At 70.5% G+C, this 19,838-nt stretch carries 16 protein-coding genes; 10 read left to right on the forward strand and 6 right to left on the reverse strand.

Going from position 1 to position 19,838, the window contains the following annotated elements:
- Positions 1-126: 126 nt before the first annotated feature.
- Entirely contained in the window at positions 127-462 is a 336-nt protein-coding gene (locus ASH01_RS16415; RefSeq protein ID WP_235509638.1) for a metalloregulator ArsR/SmtB family transcription factor, read from the forward strand.
- A complete protein-coding gene (locus ASH01_RS16420) occupies positions 459-947 on the forward strand; it encodes an SRPBCC domain-containing protein (RefSeq protein WP_056778223.1) in 489 nt (162 codons plus the stop codon). Before ASH01_RS16415 ends, ASH01_RS16420 begins: the two co-directional genes overlap by 4 nt.
- A gap of 183 nt (positions 948-1,130) precedes the next feature.
- Here ASH01_RS16420 and ASH01_RS16425 read toward each other — a convergent pair whose 3' ends face one another.
- Positions 1,131-2,372, reverse strand: a complete 1,242-nt coding sequence (locus ASH01_RS16425) for a class I SAM-dependent methyltransferase (RefSeq protein WP_056778226.1) — start codon at positions 2,370-2,372, stop codon at positions 1,131-1,133.
- A 238-nt stretch (positions 2,373-2,610) separates the two neighbouring features.
- Here ASH01_RS16425 and groES point away from each other — a divergent pair, with 238 nt between their 5' ends.
- Both groES and groL read left to right on the forward strand, forming a co-directional pair.
- Entirely contained in the window at positions 2,611-2,907 is a 297-nt protein-coding gene (groES, locus tag ASH01_RS16430; protein WP_020144866.1) for a co-chaperone GroES, read from the forward strand.
- A gap of 134 nt (positions 2,908-3,041) precedes the next feature.
- The gene (gene groL / locus ASH01_RS16435) at positions 3,042-4,658 is read left to right on the forward strand and encodes a chaperonin GroEL (protein ID WP_056778228.1); all 1,617 of its coding nucleotides are present in this window, start codon (positions 3,042-3,044) and stop codon (positions 4,656-4,658) included.
- 195 nt (positions 4,659-4,853) lie between these two features.
- On the opposite strand, the gene ASH01_RS16440 is transcribed toward groL, so the two are convergent.
- On the reverse strand, positions 4,854-5,141 hold the full coding sequence (locus ASH01_RS16440) for a WhiB family transcriptional regulator (protein ID WP_020144864.1): 288 nt from the start codon (positions 5,139-5,141) through the stop codon (positions 4,854-4,856).
- Positions 5,142-5,535: 394 nt separating this feature from the next.
- On the opposite strand from ASH01_RS16440, the gene ASH01_RS16445 reads away from it, so the two are divergent.
- The 5 genes from ASH01_RS16445 to ASH01_RS16465 all read left to right on the forward strand — a co-directional run bounded on the left by ASH01_RS16445 (position 5,536) and on the right by ASH01_RS16465 (position 12,795).
- Positions 5,536-6,102, forward strand: coding sequence for a sigma-70 family RNA polymerase sigma factor (locus ASH01_RS16445; RefSeq protein WP_056778230.1), 567 nt, complete (start codon positions 5,536-5,538; stop codon positions 6,100-6,102).
- 14 nt (positions 6,103-6,116) lie between these two features.
- A complete protein-coding gene (locus tag ASH01_RS16450; protein WP_056778233.1) occupies positions 6,117-7,193 on the forward strand; it encodes a hypothetical protein in 1,077 nt (358 codons plus the stop codon).
- Between the two features lie 42 nt (positions 7,194-7,235).
- A complete protein-coding gene (guaB, locus tag ASH01_RS16455; protein WP_056778235.1) occupies positions 7,236-8,753 on the forward strand; it encodes an IMP dehydrogenase in 1,518 nt (505 codons plus the stop codon).
- A 106-nt stretch (positions 8,754-8,859) separates the two neighbouring features.
- Positions 8,860-9,981 (forward strand): GuaB3 family IMP dehydrogenase-related protein, encoded by a 1,122-nt coding sequence (locus ASH01_RS16460; RefSeq protein WP_020144860.1) that lies wholly within the window; start codon positions 8,860-8,862, stop codon positions 9,979-9,981.
- 192 nt (positions 9,982-10,173) lie between these two features.
- Positions 10,174-12,795, forward strand: a complete 2,622-nt coding sequence (locus tag ASH01_RS16465; protein ID WP_056778238.1) for a bifunctional glycosyltransferase/CDP-glycerol:glycerophosphate glycerophosphotransferase — start codon at positions 10,174-10,176, stop codon at positions 12,793-12,795.
- 11 nt (positions 12,796-12,806) lie between these two features.
- Here the strand turns inward: ASH01_RS16465 and ASH01_RS16470 are convergent, their stop codons facing one another.
- Positions 12,807-14,366, reverse strand: a complete 1,560-nt coding sequence (locus tag ASH01_RS16470; protein WP_056778241.1) for a glycosyltransferase family 2 protein — start codon at positions 14,364-14,366, stop codon at positions 12,807-12,809.
- Between the two features lie 193 nt (positions 14,367-14,559).
- Here ASH01_RS16470 and ASH01_RS16475 point away from each other — a divergent pair, with 193 nt between their 5' ends.
- Positions 14,560-16,680 carry an acyltransferase family protein gene (locus ASH01_RS16475; RefSeq protein WP_056778243.1) on the forward strand — a complete coding sequence of 707 codons (2,121 nt, stop codon included), beginning with the start codon at positions 14,560-14,562 and terminating at the stop codon, positions 16,678-16,680.
- 60 nt (positions 16,681-16,740) lie between these two features.
- Here the strand turns inward: ASH01_RS16475 and ASH01_RS16480 are convergent, their stop codons facing one another.
- The 3 genes from ASH01_RS16480 to ASH01_RS16490 are packed head-to-tail and all read right to left on the reverse strand — an operon-like array spanning position 16,741 to position 19,702.
- Positions 16,741-18,249, reverse strand: coding sequence for a DUF6056 family protein (locus ASH01_RS16480; protein WP_056778246.1), 1,509 nt, complete (start codon positions 18,247-18,249; stop codon positions 16,741-16,743).
- Positions 18,246-18,677 carry a GtrA family protein gene (locus ASH01_RS16485; protein ID WP_156415626.1) on the reverse strand — a complete coding sequence of 144 codons (432 nt, stop codon included), beginning with the start codon at positions 18,675-18,677 and terminating at the stop codon, positions 18,246-18,248. The genes ASH01_RS16480 and ASH01_RS16485 overlap by 4 nt, the downstream gene beginning before the upstream one ends.
- Positions 18,678-18,682: 5 nt before the next feature.
- On the reverse strand, positions 18,683-19,702 hold the full coding sequence (locus ASH01_RS16490) for a glycosyltransferase family 2 protein (protein WP_082619920.1): 1,020 nt from the start codon (positions 19,700-19,702) through the stop codon (positions 18,683-18,685).
- Positions 19,703-19,838 lie beyond the last annotated feature (136 nt).

Below are 19,838 nucleotides of genomic sequence, written 5' to 3' on the forward strand. Positions count from 1 at the left end.
CACCCCGCAACACACCGAGCAGGTCACGACCCACCAGGATCCGATCCCGGTGGGTCGTGACCTACTCGATGTGTTGCGAACAGGCGTACCTTGTGCGTTACGTAACTCAAGGGTTACTCTTTGGTCGTGAGTGGGACCTGGGAGGCGCTGACCGACCCGACTCGGCGGACCATCGTCGAGCACCTCGCCCGTGAGGAGCTGACGGCCGGCGAGGTCGCGGCGCTCTTCGACGCCGCGCGGCCGGGGATCTCGAGGCACCTGCGCGTGCTGCGGGAGGCCGGTGTCGTCGAGGCCGAGGCCGTCGGGCAGCGGCGCGTCTACCGGCTCGCGCCGGGCGCCCTCGACGAGGTCGAGCAGTGGTGCCGCGAGGTCCGCTCGTTCTGGGGGCGGCGCCTCGACGCCCTCGACACCGAGATCGCCCGCGGCGCGCGGGCCCGACGACAGGGACAGGGACACCGATGAGCGAGCTGACGCAGGTGCTGGGCCGGATCGAGCGCGGCGGCGAGGAGGTGGCGGTCGTCTTCGACCGGCACTACGCGACGTCGCCCGACGACCTCTGGCGGGCGTGCACCGAGCCCGACCGCCTCGCGCGTTGGTTCGCCCCCGTCCAGGGGGAGCTGCGACCCGGTGGCGACTTCACCATCCACTTCGACGACGCCGACACCCCGGTGTGCCGCGTGGTGGTGTGCGAGGCGCCGAGCCGGCTCGTCTGGGAGTGGCCGCTCGGCGACGTGCGGTCGGTCGTCACCGCCGAGGTCATCGCCGACGGGGAGGGCGCCCGCCTGCACCTGCGGCACGAGCGGCTCACCGGCGCCCAGGCAGCGGGGTATGCCGCAGGCTGGGACACCTACGTGCGTCGCCTGGAGTCGGACGTCGCGGATGCTGCGATGGCGGACTGGGACGCCACGTGGAGCGCACTGCACGCGCTCTACGCCGCCATCGCCTGAAGCCCGTGGCGGCCGTCGCGCTCGGTCGAGGAGCGCCGAGGCGTCCGTTGCCGGGAGCGGCATCGGCGGCGGGCCGCTGACACTGGAACGCCACGTCGGAGACGGACGCCCGCCGACGCTCCACGCCGCGAGCGGCGGCGGTCGCTTTGGCAGCCGGGGGCGCCGGTCAGCCGGGGCTGCCGGTCAGGCGGGGGTGACGACGAGGGCGACCTGGCCGCCTCCGACGCGTGTCAGGACGAGCGTCGCCTCCGAACCGCCCTTGCCGCGGCCGGTCATCTTCAGCTGCCGGCGCAGCAGGTCGGCGTCGAGAGTCACGCCACGCTTCTTGATGGTCACCCGGTCGTGGCCGTGGTCGCGCAGCCAGCGGGCGAGCCGCTTCGTCGACAGGGGCATCGCCTCGACGACCCGGAAGCGCCGCGCCCACGGCAGCTCGCGCGCGACGCCGCTCGAGACGTAACCGACGCCCGTCGCGAGCTCGGCGCCGTCGACGGCCGCCACGAGCGCCCCCGTGAGCCCGGCCCGGATGACGGCCCGGTCCGGCTCGTAGAGCCACTCGCCGATGTCGGTCACCGACCCGAGGCCGGGTCTCTGACCGCCGTCGACCGCATCCTGATCCGTGACGACGGACGTCGAGGTCTCGGTGCACACGGCGGCGGTCCGTCCGGCGGTCGCGACGAGCGGTCCCCACCAGACTGCGCACTCGAGCACCTCGCCGTGCCACGACGTCCACTGCGCCTCCGCCCCCGACGGGACCGAGCCGTGCGGAAACGCGGGGGAGAGCTTGGCCCCCGTCGCCGGCACCTGCTCCGCGAAGTCGAGCACCTGTGACCACGACGGCGAGATCGCGTCGAGCGAGAAGACGCGCTTCGTGCGCCCGCTGATGTCGGCCACGCCGGTGACGCGGCGGGCCGGGTCGAGCCACAGCCCGAGGTGCCGTCGCCCCTCGCCCTGCGGCAGGCGTACGTCCTCGGCGAGCCCGTGCGTCACCCGGGCTGACGCCCAGTGGCGCAGGTTGACCGCGGCGATGCGGGCGGTCGTGTCGTCGGCGTCGACGGCGTTGACGGTGAGGTCGAGACCGGCGAACGCCATGGCGTCGGCGCCCAGCCCGCACCCGAGGTCGTAGACGTCGCGGACCCCGGCAGCGGCATACCGGTGGGCGTGTCGCGCGGCGATGGCGAGGCGCGTCGACTGCTCGAGCCCGTCGGAGGTGAAGAGCATGCCGGCGGCGAAGTCGCCGAACTTCTCGGTGCCGCGCGAGCGCAGCCGCGACTGGGTCATCGCGGCCGCGACGAGGTCGGCCGCGAAGCCCGCCTCGCGCAGTCGGCCCTGCAGGTGCAGCGAGCCGTCCTCGTCGTAGGGAGGCAGCGACTGGAGCAGGGCCCAGCCCTCACCTGCGGAGAGGCGATCGACCATGGCGGCATCCATGGCCTCATCCTGCCAGCGCCGGTGGGTGTGCCCGTCCGGGCCGCGGCGCGCCGACGAATCTGGCACTCGACTTGACCGAGTGCTAATGACAAACCTAGATTTCATCCTGTTGGCACTCTCGACCTGAAAGTGCCAGCACCCTCATCGAGGGAGGTCGACCCCCGCGACGGCGGCCAGCCTCGAAGAGCCCACAGTCCGTAGTCAGTTTTCCGACTGTCCCGAAGGGAAGGTCACCACCGTGTCGGTTTCCATCAAGCCGCTCGAAGACCGCATCGTCGTCAAGTCCCTCGAGGCCGAGCAGACCACTGCGTCTGGCCTCGTCATCCCGGACACGGCCAAGGAGAAGCCCCAGGAGGGCGAGGTCCTCGCTGTCGGCCCCGGCCGCTTCAACGACACCGGCACCGAGCGCGTCCCGCTCGACGTCAAGGTCGGCGACAAGGTCATCTACAGCAAGTACGGCGGCACCGAGGTCAAGTACGGCGGCGAGGAGTTCCTGATCCTCTCGGCCCGCGACGTCCTCGCCATCGTCGGCTGACCCAGCCGTATGCCGTGACCGCACCCCGGTGAGCCCCGCTGGGGTCTCCCCGGGGTGCGTCTCGTTTGACCGGGCATGCTCGCAGATGCCCGGATTCCCAAGAACCACAAAGCAACCCGAGCCAAAGGAACACCATGGCCAAGCAGCTGGAGTTCGACGACTCCGCCCGCAAGTCGCTCGAGCGCGGCGTTGACGCGCTCGCCAACGCCGTCAAGGTGACGCTCGGCCCGAAGGGCCGCAACGTCGTCATCGACAAGAAGTGGGGCGCCCCCACGATCACGAACGACGGCGTGACCATCGCCCGCGAGATCGAGCTCGAGGACCCCTACGAGAACCTCGGCGCCCAGCTCGCCAAGGAGGTCGCGACCAAGACCAACGACGTCGCCGGTGACGGCACGACGACCGCGACCGTCCTCGCCCAGGCCATGGTCAAGGAAGGCCTGCGCAACGTCGCCGCCGGCGCCGCCCCGGCCGCGCTCAAGCGCGGCATGGACAAGGCCGTCACCGCGGTCAACGACCGCCTTCTCGAGAACGCCCGCGAGGTCGACGGCAAGGACGAGATCGCCTCCGTGGCGACGCTCTCCGCCCAGGACGCCACCCTCGGTGGTCTCATCGGCGAGGCGTTCGACAAGGTCGGCAAGGACGGCGTCATCACCGTCGAGGAGTCCTCGACGACGGCGACCGAGCTCGAGTTCACCGAGGGCATGCAGTTCGACAAGGGCTACCTCTCGGCGTACTTCGTCACCGACACCGAGCGCATGGAGACCGTCCTCGAGGACGCCTACGTGCTCATCAACCAGGGCAAGATCTCCTCGGTCGCCGAGGTGCTCCCGGTCCTCGAGAAGGTCGTGCAGTCCGGCAAGCCGCTGCTCATCATCGCCGAGGACGTCGACGGCGAGGCCCTCTCGACGCTCGTCGTCAACAAGATCCGCGGCACGTTCAACGTCGCCGCAGTCAAGGCCCCCGGCTTCGGCGACCGCCGCAAGGCCATGCTCCAGGACATCGCCATCCTCACCGGTGGCCAGGTCATCGCGCCCGAGGTCGGGCTCAGCCTCGACCAGGCCGACCTGACCGTCCTCGGCCAGGCCCGTCGCGTCGTCCTCACCAAGGACAACACGACGATCATCGACGGCAACGGCGAGGAGGGCGAGGTCTCCGGCCGCGTCCACCAGATCAAGGCCGAGATCGAGCGCACCGACTCCGACTGGGACCGCGAGAAGCTCCAGGAGCGCCTCGCCAAGCTCGCCGGTGGCGTCTGCGTCATCAAGGTCGGCGCGCACACCGAGGTCGAGCTCAAGGAGAAGAAGCACCGCATCGAGGACGCCATCTCGGCGACCCGCGCGGCCATCGAGGAGGGCATCGTCGCCGGTGGCGGCACCGCCCTCATCCACGCCGCGTCCGCCATCGACGCCCTCGAGCTGACCGGCGACGAGGCCACCGGCGCGTCCATCGTGCGCAAGGCCGTCGCCGAGCCGCTGCGCTGGATCGCCGAGAACGCCGGCCTCCAGGGCTACGTCGTCACCTCCAAGGTGGCCGAGCTGCCCATCGGCCAGGGCCTCAACGCGGCGACGGGCGAGTACGGCGACCTCATCGCCGCCGGCGTCATCGACCCGGTCAAGGTCACCCGTTCCGCGCTGCGCAACGCCGAGTCCATCGCGTCGATGATCCTCACGACCGACACGCTCGTCGTCGACAAGCCCGAGGACGAGGAGCCGGCGGCCGGCGGTCACGGCCACGGTCACGGTCACTGACCGACCGCGCGACACGGCATACGACCGGGGTCCTTGACGGGCCCTGGTCCCACGCCCCGGCACGACAGCGAGGGCCGCTCCCCGACGGGGAGCGGCCCTCGCTGCGTCTCGACCTCCGCGACCCCGTCGTGTCTCGCGGTCCGGTCGAGCGGCTGTGTCGGTCGTCGGCGGCGTGTGCCGGCGACCGTCAGACGGTCAGGAGGCCTCCTGGATGCCGTCGTAGAGGACCTCGCGCTCGGCCTCGGTCAGCCCGCCCCAGACGCCGTACGGCTCGCGGACCTCGAGGGCGTGCGAGCGGCACTGGGCCACGACGGGACAGGCGGCGCACACGGCCTTGGCCTGGGCGTCCCGGTTGCGACGGCGTGGGCCGCGCTCGCCCTCGGGGTGGAAGAAGACCTCGGGGCTGACGCCTCGGCAGGCCCCGTCCAGCTGCCAGTCCCAGAGGTCGGCTACCGGTCCGGGCAGGCGGGTGATCTCGGCCATGAACTCGTCTCTCGGTCGGGCGGGGGTGCCCGCCGTGTCGTACCGGCCCGCTCGGTGCGTGTGGTGGGGTCGCGGGACCGCGGAATCGACGCTAACCGGGCACGCGATCACGGATAAAGAGCGGAATCTTAAGGACTTGTTCAAGAATTGCCATCTGGATGGCATGCTCGTCCAAGGAGTCGGATCCGACCATCCGAACTCGTCCCGAGGGGTCCGTTCGCACTACCATGGCCCCGCTCTGGGCGAGCACCGACGGCGGCGCAGACGAACAAGGCGGCGCAGACGAAGGCGTCGCCTGCACAGACAACAGTTCGGGGGGACGAGGACTCACATGGGTCTTGGTTGGTCCACGCACACCGGCGTAACACCCGGCGGCGTTGGTGCGATGGAGCGGATGGACGCTCCATCGCTTCGTGAGCTCGCGGCCCTCGCCGCGCGTGACGACAACGCGCGCGACGTGCTGCTGGCGCGCGTCAGGGACATGGCCCTGCGATACTCCCGCGTCCGCCTCGGCCGCTTCGGCGCCGAGGACACAGCCCAGGACGTCGCTCAGGAGGTGTGCATGGCCGTCGTGACCGCCCTGCCGACCTACCAGGAGCGCGGGCTGCCGTTCGAGGCGTTCGTCTACACCATCACCTCCCGCAAGCTCGCCGACGCCCAGCGTGCCGCGATGCGCGGACCCTCACCCGTGGCCGACGTCCCCGACGGACCTGACGACGGTCCGTCGCCCGAGTACGTCGCCGTCATGCGCGACGACGCCGCGACGGCGATGGCCCTCATGCAGCAGCTGCCCGGCCAGCAGCGCGAGATCCTCACGCTGCGCGTCGCCGTCGGCATGAGCACCGACGAGACCGCGGCCGCGCTCGGCATGTCTGCCGGCGCGATCCGCGTCGCCCAGCACCGGGCTCTGACGAGGCTCCGCGCGATGATCGCCGAGGCCGGGGCGGGTGACGTCGCGTGAACGACCTGTCTCCCATGAGCGACCTCATCGCCGACGACCTGCTGCTCGACCGCCTCGCCGGTCGCATGGACGCCGGGTCCGAGCCGGTCGCCGCGTTGCTCGGTGCCCTCGCGGCCCACGCCGACACCCCGCTGCCCTCGCGCACCGGGCGCCGACGGATCGCCAACAAGCACCGCTACCTCGGGGCCTTCGCGGCCCTCGCGGTCGCAGCGTCCGGTGCCGGGGTTGCGGCCGCCGTCACGCTCCCGACCAACGGTCCGAGCCAGGCCGACCGCGCCCGCATCGTCAAGAAGATGGACGAGAGCGCCCGGAGCGACAGCCCCAGCGCGCTGCTCGCGCGCCTCGGCCTCCCGCAGACCTCGGGCACCACCGAGGCCAGGGGACTCGTCCTCGCGCGCGCCGAGGACGGCACGATCGTGCTGCTGCCCGCCGCGGTGGTCGCCGCCCAGGGCCGCGCGGCTGCTGCGGGGACCAACGGCATGCCCGGCGCCGTCGCCGGTGCGGAGGGCGGGCGTCCGGTCGCGAACGGTCTGAACGGTGGCCAGAACGGCCAGACCGGCAACGGCCAGACCGGAAGCGGTCAGGTCGGCAGCGGTCAGGTCGGCAACCCGCAGGGCGGCACCCCGGCCGGCGGTGGCCAGACCGGCACGCCGCAGGCGACGAACAACGGCAAGAAGCCAGCCGTCGGCACCAAGGGCGGGAAGAAGGCCACCGTGACGCCGACGGCCACGCCGACTCCCACCCCGACGGGCACGTCCGAGGTCGTCCCGCAGACCACGCTCGCCACGAGCACCCCCACCGCCCCGGCGTCCAAGACGCGCGCGACCGGCCCCGTCCGTCCGCGCCCGACCGGAACCACAGGCGGCTCGAGCGGATCGGGATCGTCCGGCACGTCCGGCAGCACGAGCGACGGCACCAGCGGCACCAGCGGCACCAGCGGCACCAGCGGCACCAGCGGCACCAGCGGCACCAGCGGCACCGACGGCACCGACGGTCTCACCGACACCCTGTCGGGCACGCTCGACGGCGCCGCCTCGACGACAGCTGGCGTCGTCGGCGCCCTCACGCTGCCCGTCGTGCCCACCCTCTGAGGCACGTTCGGTCGCACCCTCGGCAGCCCGTAGAATCGGGCAATGAGCCTCGGATCGTCTGACGTGCCCGCTGCTTTCGCCTCGATGGGGCTGACGTACGACGACGTCCTGCTCCTGCCGGGCTACAGCGACCTCGCCCCCAACGACATCGACACGACGACGCGCCTGACGCGCGAGCTGTCGATCCGGTCGCCCCTCATCTCGGCGGCGATGGACACCGTCACCGAGGCCCGGATGGCCATCGCGATGGCCCGCCAGGGCGGTCTCGGCGTCCTGCACCGCAACCTCTCGATCCAGGACCAGGCCTACCAGGTCGACCTCGTCAAGCGGACCCAGACCGGGATGATCTCCAACCCGATCACCATCGGTCCCGACCGCACCCTCGAGGAGCTCGACACGATCTGCGGCGAGTACCGCGTCTCGGGTCTGCCGGTCATCGGCGACGACAAGAAGCTCATCGGCATGGTGACCAACCGCGACCTGCGCTTCACGCCCGTCGCCGAGTGGGCCACGACGCTCGTGAGCGACGTCATGACCCCGATGCCGCTCATCACCGGCCCGGTGGGCATCGGCCGCGACGAGGCGACGGCCCTGCTGCGCCAGCACAAGCGCGAGCGCCTGCCGATCGTCGACTCCGAGGGCCACCTCGCCGGGCTCATCACGGTCAAGGACTTCGTCAAGGGCGAGCAGTTCCCCGACGCGAGCAACGACGCCGACGGCCGCCTCATGGTCGGTGCGGCCATCGGCTACTTCGGCGACGCGTGGGAGCGCGCCACCACGCTCATCGAGGCCGGCGTGGACGTGCTCGTGGCCGACACCGCCCACGGCCACGTGCGCCTGCTCATCGAGATGGTCGCGCGCCTCAAGAGCGACCCCGCGACCCGCCACGTCCAGGTCATCGGCGGCAACGTCGCCACCCGCGAGGGCGCGCAGGCGTTCGTCGACGCCGGCGCCGACGCCGTCAAGGTCGGCGTTGGTCCGGGCTCGATCTGCACGACGCGCATCGTCACCGGGGTGGGTGCCCCGCAGGTCACCGCGGTCCACGCCGCCGCCCAGGCGTGCAGGCCGGCCGGCGTGCCGGTCATCGCCGACGGCGGCCTCCAGTACTCCGGCGACATCGCCAAGGCCATCGTCGCCGGGGCCGACTCGGTCATGGTCGGCTCGCTCCTCGCCGGCTGCGAGGAGAGCCCCGGAGAGCTGATCTTCGTCAACGGCAAGCAGTTCAAGGCCTACCGTGGCATGGGCTCGCTCGGCGCGATGAGCAGCCGGGGCAAGAAGTCCTACTCGAAGGACCGCTACTTCCAGGCCGAGGTCGACTCCGACGACAAGATCGTGCCCGAGGGCATCGAGGGCCGCGTGGCCTACCGTGGTCCGCTCGCGGCCGTCGCCCACCAGATGCTCGGTGGCCTGCGCCAGTCGATGTTCTACGTCGGCGCGCGCACGATCCCCGAGCTGCAGGACAAGGGCCAGTTCGTGCGCATCACGTCGGCCTCGCTCAAGGAGAGCCACCCGCACGACATCCAGGGCATCGTCGAGGCGCCCAACTACTCGATCGGCTGACACCGCGCTCCGGGCCCCCCGGCGCACCACCCGATGACGTATGCCGTCCCGCGGAGCCCGCCGGACGGCATACGTCCGCTCGTGGCCGGGTCGGTAGGATCGGCCGGTGACCGAGATCGAGATTGGCCGAGGCAAGCGCGGACGGCGCGCCTACTCCTTCGACGACATCGCCGTCGTGCCCTCGCGGCGCACGCGCGACCCCGAGGAGGTCTCGGTGTCGTGGCAGATCGACGCCTACCACTTCGACATCCCGGTCATGGCGGCGCCGATGGACTCCGTCGTCTCGCCCGAGAGCGCGACGGTGCTCGGCAAGCTCGGTGCCCTGCCGGTGCTCGACCTCGAGGGCCTGTGGACCCGCTACGAGGACCCGACCGCGCAGCTGCGTGAGATCGCCGAGATCGAGCCGGAGGCCGCCACGGCGCGCATGCAGCAGATCTACGCCGAGCCGATCAAGCCCGAGCTCATCACCGAGCGGCTGCGCCAGCTGCGCGAGGCGGGGGTCACGGTCGCGGGCGCCCTGTCGCCGCAGCGCACGCAGCAGCACTGGAAGACCGTCGTCGATGCCGGCGTCGACCTCTTCGTCATCCGTGGCACGACGGTGTCGGCCGAGCACGTCTCGGGTCGCGCGGAGCCGCTCAACCTCAAGCGCTTCATCTACGAGCTCGACGTGCCCGTCATCGTCGGCGGCGCCGCGTCCTACACGGCGGCCCTGCACCTGATGCGCACGGGCGCGGCCGGTGTCCTCGTCGGCTTCGGCGGTGGCGCGGCGCACACGACTCGCACGGCCCTCGGCATCCACGCCCCGATGGCCTCGGCCGTCGCCGACGTCGCAGCCGCGCGCCGCGACTACCTCGACGAGTCGGGTGGCCGCTACGTCCACGTCATCGCCGACGGCGGCGTCGGCACGTCCGGCGACATCGTCAAGGCCGTCGCCTGCGGCGCCGACGCGGTCATGCTCGGGGCGGCCCTCGCCCGAGCCACCGACGCCCCCGGCGGCGGCTACCACTGGGGCCCGGAGGCCCACCACCAGCAGCTGCCGCGCGGCGAGCGCATCGCGCTCGGCACCCAGGCCTCCCTCGAGGAGATCCTCTTCGGCCCGGGCCGACAGGCCGACGGCGCCACCAACGTCATCGGAGCCCTGAAGCGGGCCATGGCCACGACCGGCTACTCCGACGTCAAGGAGTTCCAGCGCGTCGAGGTCGTCGTCTCGCCCTATCTCGGCAACTGAGCGCCCAGCCGTCCCCTCGGGGGCGGCCACGGCGTCCCGAACGGCCCGCGTTCGGGACAGATAGTATTTGTGCGGCAATCGCCCCGAGCGGGGTGGCGCGGCCGGGATGGCGTCAGGGGACTCCCACCGCGAGACCAGATCCACCGGAGCACGGGAGCCACGCGGCTGCCCCGTGCGGGAAAGGCACCAGACATGACCGAGGCGACTCCCGAGCACGTGACCCTGCCGAGTCCGGGCAGGCCACTCTTCTCGGTGGTCTCGGCCGTCTACAACGTCTCGCGCTACCTCGAGGAGTACATCGCCTCGATCGAGGCGCAGACCTTCGACCTCGCGCGACTCCAACTCGTCCTCGTCGACGACGGCTCGACCGACGACTCGCGGGCCGTCCTCGAGGAGTGGGCCACCCGCGCCCGCTGCGAGGTCGTCGTGCTGCACCAGGAGAACGCCGGGCAGGCCGCAGCCCGCAATGCCGGCCTCGAGCGGGCCACCGGTGAGTGGATCACCTTCATCGACCCCGACGACACCGTCAACGCGGTGTTCTTCGCCTCGATGGCCGCCTTCGCCGCCGCGAACCCCGAGGTCCAGTTCCTCTCGGCCAACGTCGTGCTGCGCAACGAGGGCACGGGCGAGCTCGGCAAGCACCCGCGCTGGAAGATGTACGCCGAGGACCGCCTCGTCGACCTCGACGTCGCGACCTCCTACATCCCGGGTAGCTCGACCACCTCGCTGATGCGCCGCGAGGTCATCGGCGACCTGCGCTTCAACGCCGGGCTGCGCCCGAACTTCGAGGACGGCGACTTCGCCGTGCGCTACCTGCTCGCGGCGCCCAGCCGCCAGACCGGCTTCGTCGGGTCGGCGTGCTACTACTACCGCAAGCGTGCCGACCAGAGCTCGACGTTGCAGACCGGCATCTCCGCGACGGGCCGCTACTCGACCGTCCCCCGCGACGGCTACCTCGAGCTGCTCCGCGAGGCGCGTCGCCGCCACGGCGCCGTCCCGATGTGGGTCCAGCACGTCATCCTCTACGAGCTGTCCTGGTACTTCTCGTCCGAGGACGCCATGGCCAACTCGGCGTCCGCCATCAGTGGTGACCTCGCGGCGACGTTCCGCGAGACCCTCGGCGAGATCGCCGAGCTGCTCGCGCCGGACGTCGTCGACTCCTTCACGATCCGCAAGTTCCAGCCGCACTGGCGCGACATCCTGCTGCACGGCCTCCGCGGCCGGGACTGGCACACCTCGTATGCCGTGACGGACAAGTACGACCGCACCAAGCGCATGGTGCGCGTGCTCTACCGCTACATCGGCGAACCGCCCGAGGAGGCGGTCTACTCGCGCGGTGAGCTCAAGACCCCGCGCTACGCCAAGACGCGCGCCATCGAGTTCTTCGGTGACACGCTCATGTGGGAGCGCGTCCTCTGGGTCGACGCCCGAGGTACCCTCGAGCTGCGTCTCGACGGCTCGCGGGTCGAGCTCCTCGGGGCCTGGAAGGGCGTCCGCACGCGTGCCCTGGGCGCCCGGGCGATCGCCAACCGCTTCCGTCGTCCGGGTCGGCGGCGCCGCGAGGCTCTCGACCGGCTCAAGGTCGACCCGGTGCGCGTGCTCGCCTCCCGGGCCCAGGTGCGCAAGCAGTTCGAGGGCGCCTGGGTGCTCATGGACCGCATCCACGACGCCAACGACTCGGGTGAGATCCTCTTCCGTTGGCTGCGCGACAACCGTGAGGACGTCAACGCGTGGTTCGTCCTCGAGAAGGACACCCCGGACTGGAAGCGGCTCAAGGCCGAGGGCTACGGCTCGCGCCTCGTCGCCCACGGCACGCTGCGGTGGAAGCTGCTCATGATCAACGCCGGGCACCTCATCTCCTCGCACATCGACGCGCCCGTGCAGAAGCCGCCGGCCATCCTCAAGCACATCGACCCGCGCTGGAAGTTCACCTTCCTCCAGCACGGCGTCATCAAGGACGACCTGTCCCGCTGGCTCAACCCGAAGCAGATGGACATCTTCGTCACGTCGACGCCGGGGGAGTACGAGTCGATCGCGGGTGACGGCTCGCCCTACGTCTTCACGGCCAAGGAGGTGGCCCTCACCGGGTTGCCGCGCTTCGACCGCCTGCACGCCAAGGCGCAGCGGATCCAGGGCGACGCGTGCGACCTCATCCTCGTCGCACCGACCTGGCGCAACTGGCTCGTTCCGCCCCTCAAGCCGGGCAGCCAGCGTCGCGTCATCGACTCGCACTTCTTCGAGACCGAGTACGCCAAGGCGTGGACGGCCTTCCTGCGCAGCCCCGAGCTGACCGAGCTCGCCGCCCGCACCGGGCGCACCGTGGCGTTCCTGCCGCACCCGAACATCCAGCCGGTCCTGGCCAAGATGGACCTGCCCGACTCGGTGCTGCGCCTGTCCTTCGACGGCGCTGACGTGCAGGAGTACTTCGCGCGATCCGCCGTGCTCGTCACCGACTACTCGTCGATGGCGTTCAACGCCGCCTACATGGACCGCCCCGTCGTCTACTTCCAGTTCGACGCGCAGCGGGTCATGGCCGGCGGGCACGTCGGCCGGGCCGGCTACTTCCAGTACCCCCGTGACGGTTTCGGGCCGGTCGTCGAGGACGTCGAGGCGGCTGTCGCGGCCGTCGTCGACATCGCCGACAACGGGTATGCCGCCCGCCCGGACTTCCAGAGCCGCATCGACGCGACGTTCCCGATGCGTGACGGCCAGTGCTGCGCCCGCGTCACCGCGGCCATCGAGGAGCTCGACAAGGCCCGCCAGGGTGAGCCCGGCCGGTCGAAGAAGGACCAGCCCGCGGCCGTGAGCCGCTGACGGCGGCGGGCTCAGCCGACGTCGCCGGCCGGGCCCGCACCGTCGCCGGACGGCCGGAGCGACAGGTTGCCGTTGCGCGTGCGGTAGGCCTCGATGCCGTCGAGCGACGGGAGCGCGACGGTCGTGGGCAGCTCGACGGGGTGCGGCTTGCGGGTCCGCACCGGGAGCCGGCTGCGCAGCGCACCCACGACGTCGACCCTGACGTCCCACGCCTTGCCAGGTGTCGCGGCCGCGCCGCGTGGCGGCAGCTCGAGGGCCGCGTCGAAAGCGCCGTCAGGGCGCAGCCGTGCGACGGCCGAGGACAGGCGTGCGCCGGTGTCACGATCGACGAGCGAGACGGTGAGACGCGCGCGCGCACCGATGCCGTCGTCGCCGTCGACGACCGTGCCGGAGAGGTGCAGGGCGCCCTGCACCACGTGCACCTCGCGACAGGTGACCGTCCAGATGCGGCGTCGCCGGGCATGCTCCGTCGCGACGACCGACGTCAGGTCGTGGTCGGCAGACGCCTCGCCCGCGGGTCGGTACGGCCACCACCACCGGTCGGCGCGCAGCGCGAGCGGGCGGTCGACGTGGAGGCGGCGGTAGGCGAAGAGGCAGGCGGCCACGGCGCTCTCGGTGCTGCCGTCGACGAGCTCGCGGATCGCGAGGCGGTAGGGCTGGTCGAGACCCTCACGCAGCTCGGCGGGCAGCTCGGTGAGGTAGTCCCGCACCGCTGCGAGGAAGGCTGTCCGGTAGTCGGGGTCCCGGGCGTCGAGGTCCTTGCCGTAGAGCGACAGGTCGTGACGGACGAACTTGTCGAGCTTGGCCGACGCGAGGTCCGGCCGGCCAGTCAACTGGACGTCGATGGCCCGGTTGGCGGCGAGGCGGTCGTGGACGTTGGCGATCTCGTGGCGTCGCGCGGTGATGGACTCCTCACCCGCGACGTTGTTGACGTACCAGTGGTAGACGACCTCGTCGAGGGTCGCGACCCGTCGCGCCGTCGACCAGAGCGCCACGGTGAAGGGCTGGTCCTCGTAGAGGATGCCCTCCGGGAAGCGGATCGCCTCCTCGTCGAGCAGCGCCCGCCGCATGACCTTCGCGACGGCGATGGTGTCCTGCCACAGGGGTGAGCCGGGCGACAGCGGGTCGACCGGCCCCGTGGTGTAGCCGGTCGCCGGAAGCGGCGTGACGCGGTCGGTCCGCTCGTTGTAGCGGGCCACGGCGCCGGCCGCGACGTCGGCGTCCTGGGCGACCGCGGCCTCGAGGAGCCGGCGCAGCGAGCCCGCGACGTACGTGTCGTCGCTGTCGACGAAGGCCACCCAGTCCCCGCGGGCCTCGTCGAGGCCGAGGTTGCGCGGCGCCCCCGGGGCGCCGTCGTTGACGCCACGGTGCACGACGCGTACGCGATCGTCCTCGGCGGCCAGCCGGTCGGCGACGGCGCCGGTGTCGTCGGTCGAGCCGTCGTCGACGACGAGGACCTCGACAACGGGTCCGTCGTACGCGGCGAGGGCCGACCCGACGGCCCTCGGGAGCCGTGCGGCGTCGTTGTGGACATTGCAGATGACGGTCAGCAGGGGAGCGGCGGAGGGCACGCAGGTTCTCTTCCGGTCGAGGAGGGTCGGCCCATCCTATGGGCCGTTGTCTGAGCGGAGCCTGTGCTCGCGAACGCCCCACGAGCCCGGCGAATCGGTCTCCGGCAGGTTCGTGCGTTAGTTTGTCTGGGTCATTTCGCGGTGGGCAGGGGCACAGCCCGCACAGGAGTACCAGCAATCCGGAGTAGATCCATTGTCACTGCCCGACAGACCGAGTGCGGCGATCGTCGGCGACGACAAGGACGTCGTCACCAGCCCCCGAGAGATCCCCGCTCAGGTCGCCCAACCGCGCAGGGACATCCAGGCGCTGCGCGCCGTCGCAGTCGCGCTCGTCGTGGTCTACCACTCCTGGCCGCAGCGGCTCACCGGAGGCTACGTCGGGGTCGACGTCTTCCTCGTGATCTCCGGCTTCCTCATCACGCTCCACCTCCTCGAACGTCCGATCCGTAGCGCCAAAGATCTCTTCTCCTTCTGGTCTCGTCGCATCCGACGGCTCATCCCAGCGGCCACCCTCGTGCTCGTGACGACGCTCGCGGCGAGCATCGTCTGGCTTCCCCAGACGGTCCATGAGCGGGTGGCGAAGGAGGTCCTCGCCTCGGCGTTCTACGTCGAGAACTGGTTGCTCGCACTGACGTCGACCGACTATCTCGCGACCGACCAGCTGCAGTCGCCGACCCAGCACTACTGGTCGCTGTCGGTGGAGGAGCAGTTCTACATCGTCTGGCCAGTGCTCATCGCCCTGGCCCTGCTCGTGTGCCGTCGCCGCGGGCTCTCGCTCCGCTTCCCACCGCTGCTGGTGATCGGCGTCGTCAGCCTGGCGTCCCTTGCCTTCTCCGCCTGGTTCACCCGAGAGGACGCGGGTCAGGCCTACTTCGTCACCACGACCCGGGTGTGGGAGCTCGGGGTCGGGGCGGCGGTCGCTGCGGCGGTCCACGCCGGCCTTCGCGCGCGGGGCGCCGTCGTCCGCTCCGTGCTCGTCTGGGGAGGCCTCGCCGCCATTCTCTGGTCCGCCATGGCGTTCACCGTCGAGACCTCCTTTCCGGGCGTCGCGGCACTGGTGCCCACGTTGGGAGCTGCGGCGGTCATCGCGGCAAGGTCCGACGACCTCCGAAGTGGTCCACGGCGGCTCTGGTCCGGGCGTCACGTCCAGTGGCTCGGCGACGTCTCGTACTCGGTCTACCTGTGGCACTGGCCCGCCATCGTGATCGCGCCTTTCGTGCTCGACGAGGACGACATGCGGGCGTGGCAAAAGTGCGTCCTGATCGCCGGTGTGCTCTGCCTGTCGGGCCTGTCGAAACGCTGGGTCGAGGAGCCGTTCCGCTTCGCGCCGAAGCTGACTCAGAGCGTCAGGCGCTCCTTCGTGCTGCTCGGGGCCTGCCTCGCGCTCTCGGCCGGCCTCGCGGGCCTCGCCCTGTGGCACGGCCAGCGGGTCACTGACTCTGCCGCGACCGTCGTCGTCGACCCTTCGGCGAGGTGCGTGGGTGCAGACTTCTTCCGCACCGCTGCGTGCGCCACCCGCGACATGCCATTGCTGACCACGCCGGTCGCAGCTGCCAAGGACAAACCCGAGGTCTACTCCGACGGCTGCTGGAACGAACGCCCGTTCACCCGACGAAAGGTGTGCGGCTACGGCCCACGCTCGACCCCCGTGCGGATCGCCCTGTACGGCAACTCGCACGCGGGTGCCTGGTTTCCCCCGCTGCACACCCTGGCCCGCGAACGCGGATGGCGGATCGACACCTACCTCACCTCCGAGTGCTACTCGGTAGACGTGCCCATCTCCTTCAACCCGCCCGAGATCGGGGCGAACTGCCAAGCTTGGAACGACTGGACTCGCCAGCGCATCAACTCGGGGGGCTACGACCTCGTGGTCATGTCGGACCGTACGCTCCAACCGCTGGTCGGTGTGCCCGCGAACCGCAAGACGGCGGTGGCGCAGCAGGCCTACCGACGTGTGCTCGAGGGCTTCGTTCGCCAAGGTCTGCGGGTGCTCGTCATTCGCGACACCCCGGACGCGGGAGGAAATGTGCCGGACTGCGTGGCCCGCTACGCGGACGACCTCACGCGGTGCGGAATCGACGTGGACAAGGGCCTCGAACCCGACCCCCTGACCTCAGCAGCACTCCAGGGCGGGTTTCCCGCAGGAGCGGTGAGCACCCTGGATGCCACCAACCTGCTGTGCCAGACCGGCAGGTGTCCCGCCGTCGTCGGGGGTTTGATCACGTACTTCGATCACGGGCACATGACGACGCAGTACTCCATGACGCTCTACCCCGAGGTGGCCTCAGCGGTGACCAAGGCATTGCGCCCCTGACCTCAGGAGGAACGCCTGAGCGGCGGCCGGCCGACGTACACGGTGTGCACGCCGTGGCGACTACTTGACGGTGATCGCCAGGGACGCCGGCAGGTCGTAGAAGAGCTTGTAGCGGGTCTCCCACGGCTCGAAGTCGGGGTCGGGGGCATGGACCCACCGCCCGCCGTACGGTAGGTGCCGGAGCACGACGCTCGACGCGCCATCCGCCACGGCCGTCCGAGCGGTCGCCTGTCGCGCCGCCGAGGCTTCGTCGATGCGGTGGTAGATCTCGTAGCGAACGACGAAGGCCGTGACCCCGATGACTGCCGCAGCGGCAACGAGGATGTAGGCCGAGGTTCGAGCGGGGACGCGGCCCAGGCGTCGCAGGCCGACGCGTGCGAGCACAGCGACCGCCACGAGGAGAAGGACGTACGAGGGAACGAAGCACCTAGGCCCGAGCGGCTTCACCACCAGGAGCGGCGCGATGAGGAGGACGAAGCCAATGGTGACGAACAGCAGGAGCCGCCGGTCCTCGTGGTCCTCCACCGTGACCATGGCACACGCCATCGTCACGAGCACGAGCACCAGGCTGGCGATTCCTCCCGACGTAAGAGCGGAGGCGTCGTGTGGCACCCACCACACGACGAGGACAGCGGCCACGAGGGCGACCACGCCGATGGCGCCGAAGAAGAGTCGGGCGGCGGCCCCGCTCGCGTGAGTCGCCCGGCGTGCCGCCACCAGGCCCAGCAGACCCAACAGGACGACGTTGAGTGCGGTGTTGAGAGCGACGCCGTATGTCCCGATGATCGTGTCGAGCGAGATGAGCATCTGCTCCGTTCGGCTCCCGCCCTGCGACCCGATCTTCTGGTAGCCATCCCCGCCTGAGAAGGCGCGACGATACGCGCCGTTCGAGAACATGGCGGCGGCCCCGAGCACCGCGCCCCCGAAGAGGCACCACAGGGACGCCCCGACGCCTCGACGCGTGACGAGCGACCAGAGGACGCACCCGCCCGTGACGGCGACGACGAGGATCGTCACGTGCTCGATGAAGAGCTGGCCGACGAAGGCAAGCAGGAAAAGAGCGACACCCCGCAGGACGGGGTGACTGGGGCGGTCGGAGGTCCGCGTCAGCGCAGACCGGACGGCCACCATGACGCCCAGCATTGAAAGCGTCGCGAGCATGTAGTTGCTGAAACCCGAGGTCCAGACGATGCCCTGGCGCCAGACGTCGACAGGGGTCGCGAGCAGGAGCGCATAGACGAGCACGTATCCGGTGAGCGTCCGGAAACGAGCGAGGTGCAGGACGAGGAAGGCGGCCGCTGCCACCGCCAGGGCCATCGTCACCGCCACCGCGGCACTCGACCTCGTGAGGACGAGGACGGCGAGGTTGCCGGCGTAGCGGCCGTTGTAGTCGGCGAAGAAGGTCGACAGCCGGTCGACGCCGATCTGCGAGCCCCAGGCCCAGTCGTCCCCGCTGTAGGGGAACAGGTCGGCGAGCACGCCGAAGGTCACGACGATGACGGCCAGGACCACGACCTCGAGCCCCCGCGGCAGCCGCTCCGCCGGCCCGCGCCACACGATCGGGTTCACCTGGTCGTTCCGACCACGGCGCCGTCCGCCGACGCGTCGACGTCACTGAACGGGTCGCGGTCACGCATGAGATGGCTTCCTAGCAGGTACGAGAACGGGATGGCGCAGATCCCTGCGATCAGAGGTGCGAGCCGCACGTTGACGTGAAGCAGCTCGACGAGCCCCACGACCCCCACCGAGGTGAAGAGGATGTTCGGGAGGTTGGAGAGTGGGAAGAGCAGGTATCTCTTCCACGTCGGCCTGACGTGGTAGGTGAATCGACAGTTCATGAGGAAGGAGAAACTGATGGAGACGAACCAGCCCACGACGTGGGCGACGAGGTACGGGGCGACCTGGACGATGAGCAGGTAGATGCCGTAGTAGACCCCCGTGTTGAGCACTCCGACCAGGGCGAACCGCATCAGGGGACGGAAGTGCTCGTCGATCATCGCCCTCATGTCGACGTGTGGCCGGTCTCGGCCAGGTCGACGACCTCGGGCTCCTCATCGAGCGACCCGTCGAACGCGTGTGGCGCGATCTGGGGGCTCGCCATGGACCCTTGGCTGTCGTAGGAGAGCAGGAAGATCGGGCGGCGTTTGGTCTCGTTGAAGATCCGGCCGACGTACTCTCCGATGATCCCGAGCGTCAGCAGCTGGACCCCGCCCATGAGAGAGCTGATCGCGATGGTCGTCACGTAGCCTGGGGTGTCGACGCCGTTGATGAGGGCCGCCAGGAGAATCCACATCGAGTATGCGACGGTGATGCAGATGACGATGACGCCCATCCAGATGGCCAGACGGAGCGGTCTGCTGTTGAACGAGAGCACACCTTCGATCGCGTAGTTGAACAGCGATCGCATGGTCCACGTCGACGCGTCCCGTGAGCTCGCGACGTCGTCGTACTTGATCTCCATCTGGGAGAAGCCCACCCACGCGAACATGCCCTTGGAGAAGCGGTGCACCTCGCCGAGCTGGAGCAGGGCGTCCACGCAGCGGCGGCTGATGAGGCGGAAGTCCCCGGCGCCGTCGGTCAGGCGGACCTCCATGAGGCCGTTGACCAGGCGGTAGTAGAGGCGGGACACGCTCTTGCGGACGACCTTCTCCTGGCCTCGCGTGCGTCGGGCGACGACTTGGTCCCAGCCCCGACGTCCGTAGTCGAGCATCGCCGGGATGAGCTCCGGCGGATGCTGGAGGTCGGCGTCCATGATGATGACGAACCGTCCGCGCGCCGCCTGCAACCCGGCGTACATAGCCGCTTCCTTGCCGAAGTTGCGGCTCAGGCCCAACGCTCGCACCCGTGGGTCCGAGGTCGCCATCGATCCCGCGAGCAGGCGCGTGTCGTCGCGGCTGCCGTCGTCGACGAGCAGGATCTCCCAGGAGCCGACCCGGTCGGACAACTCGTTGACGAGGGCCGAGTAGAGGGCTTCGAGGGTCGCTTCCTCGTTGTAGCAGGGGACCACGATGGACAGTTCCACGGCGCGGTCCGACGACTCAGTTCTCCCCTCCACGGGAGGCCACTCTACACGCGGCCGACCACGGGCCCGGACACTCGCCGAGCCGTCGCCCGGAACTTACTGTCGGTAGCCTAGGGGTGTTCGGACCGTTAGCCTG

Origin of the sequence: Terrabacter sp. Soil811 (assembly GCF_001429655.1) — a bacterium.
In the GTDB taxonomy this organism is placed as follows: domain Bacteria; phylum Actinomycetota; class Actinomycetes; order Actinomycetales; family Dermatophilaceae; genus Terrabacter.

Excerpts from the sequence above, each read along its gene's own strand:
- ASH01_RS16485 (WP_156415626.1), bottom strand. The coding sequence starts at position 18,677 with ATGATCGACGAGCACTTCCGTCCCCTGATGCGGTTCGCCCTGGTCGGA.
- ASH01_RS16445 (WP_056778230.1), top strand. The coding sequence starts at position 5,536 with ATGGACGCTCCATCGCTTCGTGAGCTCGCGGCCCTCGCCGCGCGTGAC.
- ASH01_RS16450 (WP_056778233.1), top strand. The coding sequence starts at position 6,117 with ATGAGCGACCTCATCGCCGACGACCTGCTGCTCGACCGCCTCGCCGGT.
- groL (WP_056778228.1), top strand. The coding sequence starts at position 3,042 with ATGGCCAAGCAGCTGGAGTTCGACGACTCCGCCCGCAAGTCGCTCGAG.
- ASH01_RS16420 (WP_056778223.1), top strand. The coding sequence starts at position 459 with ATGAGCGAGCTGACGCAGGTGCTGGGCCGGATCGAGCGCGGCGGCGAG.
- ASH01_RS16425 (WP_056778226.1), bottom strand. The coding sequence starts at position 2,372 with ATGGATGCCGCCATGGTCGATCGCCTCTCCGCAGGTGAGGGCTGGGCC.
- guaB (WP_056778235.1), top strand. The coding sequence starts at position 7,236 with ATGAGCCTCGGATCGTCTGACGTGCCCGCTGCTTTCGCCTCGATGGGG.
- ASH01_RS16465 (WP_056778238.1), top strand. The coding sequence starts at position 10,174 with ATGACCGAGGCGACTCCCGAGCACGTGACCCTGCCGAGTCCGGGCAGG.
- ASH01_RS16440 (WP_020144864.1), bottom strand. The coding sequence starts at position 5,141 with ATGGCCGAGATCACCCGCCTGCCCGGACCGGTAGCCGACCTCTGGGAC.